This window comes from Kitasatospora sp. NPDC093558 (genome assembly GCF_040683475.1).
Lineage (GTDB): Bacteria > Actinomycetota > Actinomycetes > Streptomycetales > Streptomycetaceae > Kitasatospora.
Map to the genome: position 1 here is coordinate 1 of NZ_JBFBDY010000827.1, position 2,437 is coordinate 2,437.

The 2,437-nt window shown below is 76.7% G+C and carries 3 protein-coding genes and 1 pseudogene; 3 read left to right on the top strand and 1 reads right to left on the bottom strand.

Annotation, left to right across the window (positions count from 1 at the left end; genetic code table 11):
* The 3 genes from AB0O00_RS35740 to AB0O00_RS35750 form a co-directional block, all read left to right on the top strand.
* A partial coding sequence (locus tag AB0O00_RS35740; RefSeq protein WP_363658871.1) for an SDR family NAD(P)-dependent oxidoreductase occupies nucleotides 1–530 on the top strand: 530 nt, incomplete at its 5' end.
* On the top strand, nucleotides 527–1,249 hold the full coding sequence (locus AB0O00_RS35745; RefSeq protein WP_363658872.1) for a polysaccharide deacetylase family protein: 723 nt from the start codon (nucleotides 527–529) through the stop codon (nucleotides 1,247–1,249). The genes AB0O00_RS35740 and AB0O00_RS35745, both read left to right, overlap by 4 nt.
* Nucleotides 1,250–1,288: 39 nt before the next feature.
* Entirely contained in the window at nucleotides 1,289–1,615 is a 327-nt protein-coding gene (locus AB0O00_RS35750; protein ID WP_363658873.1) for a deoxyxylulose-5-phosphate synthase, read from the top strand.
* A gap of 12 nt (nucleotides 1,616–1,627) precedes the next feature.
* On the opposite strand, the pseudogene AB0O00_RS35755 reads toward AB0O00_RS35750, so the two are convergent.
* Nucleotides 1,628–2,437, bottom strand: a pseudogene (locus tag AB0O00_RS35755) (hypothetical protein); the annotation flags it as partial.

Here is a 2,437-nt window from a genome sequence, read left to right on the forward strand (position 1 = left end):
CCGGCCGGGTCGACGCACTGGTCGCGAGCGCGGGTCTGGGCTGGCGCGGCGCCTTCCAGGACACCCCGTCCGACACCCTCGACCGGATGATCGAGGTCAACTTCGCCGCCCCCCTGCGGCTGGTCCGCCTCCTCCTGCCCGGCATGCTGGAGCGCCGGCACGGGCGGATCGTCCTGCTCGGCTCGATGGCCGGCCAGGTCGGCGTGCGCGACGAGTCCGGCTACTCGGCGACCAAGGGCGGCCTCGCGATGTTCGCCGAGAGCCTCTGGTACGAGCTGCGCGGTACGGGGGTGGGCGTGCGGCTGGTGCTGCCGGGCGCGGTGGACACCCCGTTCTTCGACCGCCGCGGCACCCCGTACCAGCGCGACCGCCCGCGCCCGGTGTCGGCCGAGCGGGTCGCGGACACCGTCGTGGCGACGATCCGCACCGAACGCGACCGCCTGTTCGTGCCGCACTGGCTGGGCGTCCCGGCCCGCATCCACGGCGCGGCGCCGGGCGTGTTCCGCCGCATGGCGTCCCGGTTCGGGTGAAGGCCCGCCACCTCCTCGCGGCCGCGGCCGCCGTCGAGTTCGCGCACCTGGCCCCGGCGGCCGTCCGCCTCCCCGCGCTGCGCCGCACGGTGGCGCGCCGCACCGCCGGGTCCGGCGCGGCCCCCGGCCACGTCGCCCTGACCTTCGACGACGGGCCGGACCCGCGCAGTACCCCGTTCGTCCGCGACGCGCTGGACGAACACGGCGCCCGCGCCACGCTCTTCCTGCTCGGAGCGATGCTCGAACGCGCCCCCGCCCTCGGCCGCGAACTCGTCACCCGCGGCCACGAGGTGGCCGTGCACGGCTGGCACCACAGGCAGCAGTGGTACCCGGCCCCGGCCCGCGACCTGCGCGAACTCCGGCGCGCCACCGGGGCGGTGACGGACCTGTGCGGCGCCCGCCCGCTCTGGTACCGGCCGCCGTACGGCGTGCTGACCGCCGGCCCCGCCCTGGCCGCCCGCCGCCTCGGCCTGCGCAGCGTGCTGTGGACGGCGTGGGGCCGCGACTGGACGGCCGAGGCGACCGGCGCATCCGTGTTCGCCACCGCCCGCCCCGGCCTCACCGGCGGCGCGACCCTCCTCCTGCACGACTCCGACTGCACCTCCGCCCCCGGCTCCTGGCGCGCCACGCTCGCCGCCCTCCCGCTCATCGCGGCCCACTGCCGGGCCCACGGCCTCACCCTCGGACCGCTCCGCGACCACGCCGTGGGCCCGAATTAATGCGCTGCCCGACGGCCGCGGGCTCGCTAGGCTCGGCCCATGGCCCACGCGAAGACCTCGTACGTCTGCCTGCCCTGCCGGGCCACGTACAAGAAGCCGTACGGTGCGCTGGAACGGCTCTGCCCGCGCTGCGCCGAGCCGATGTTCCACGCGGGCTCCGCCTTCGCCGCGCCGCGCCGGCGCGACACGGCGGCCTGGCGGACGCTGTCGGTGCTGCTGAACGCCGGGATCGGCTTCCACAAGAGCTGCTGCGGCGGCCCGGGTTACCGCCCGCGCACCCTGCCGGAGGTCAAGGCGCGCCTCGCCCACGCGCGGCGGACCGGCGAACCGGCCCACAAGGCGCTGGTGCGCCGCGAACTCCCGTGACGTAACGCGGCTTCACCCCAGCCCCGCCTTCTCCAGCGCCGCCCCGAACCCGCTGCGCCAAGCGTCCGGCGTCGCGCCGACGGACGGCGCCGGCTCCGGGCGGGTCAGCGCGGCCAGGGCGTTGCGGACGACGTCGGCCGGGTGGGCGTTCGTCACATCGGCGTGGCCCAGCTCCAACTCGTGCTGCAGGTTGTCCCGTCCGTGCCCCTGGACGACGTCGAGCAGCAGCATCCGCCGCCCCAGCGCCCGCGCCTCGCTGCACGTGTCGCCCGAGCTGGTGACGACGAGGTCGGCCGCCGCCATCAGCGCCGGGATCCGCTCGGTGTACCCGAAGGGGTGCAGGCGCGGTTCGCGCGCGGCGGCCTTCCGCAGCCGCCGTTCGAGCTCCTCGTTGCGCCCGGCCACCGCGAGCACGTGCGGTCCGGCGGCGGCGAGGGAGACGGCGGTCCTGGCGAGCGGGCCGAGTCCCCAGGCGCCGGACATCAGGAGGACGCACCGGGCGTCCGCGGGCACACCCAGCTCCGCGCGTGCCTCGGCGCGCCCTGGCGGCCGGTAGAACGGTGCGCGCAGCGGGGCCGGCAGCACGGCGATGTCCGCGTCCGGGCGGAAACGCCGCACTGCGCAGGCGGCGACCTCGGAGGTGACGAGAAAGAGGTCCGTCCCCTCCTGCACCCACAGCCGGTGCGGGGTGACGTCGGTGCAGAACACGAAGTGCCTGAAGTCCCGCCCCGCAAGCCGGTTGACCGCCGAGGTCGCGGTGGCGAACACCGACACCACCAGCTCCGGCCGCTGCCGGGCGACCAGTTCCCGCAGCGTCGGCAC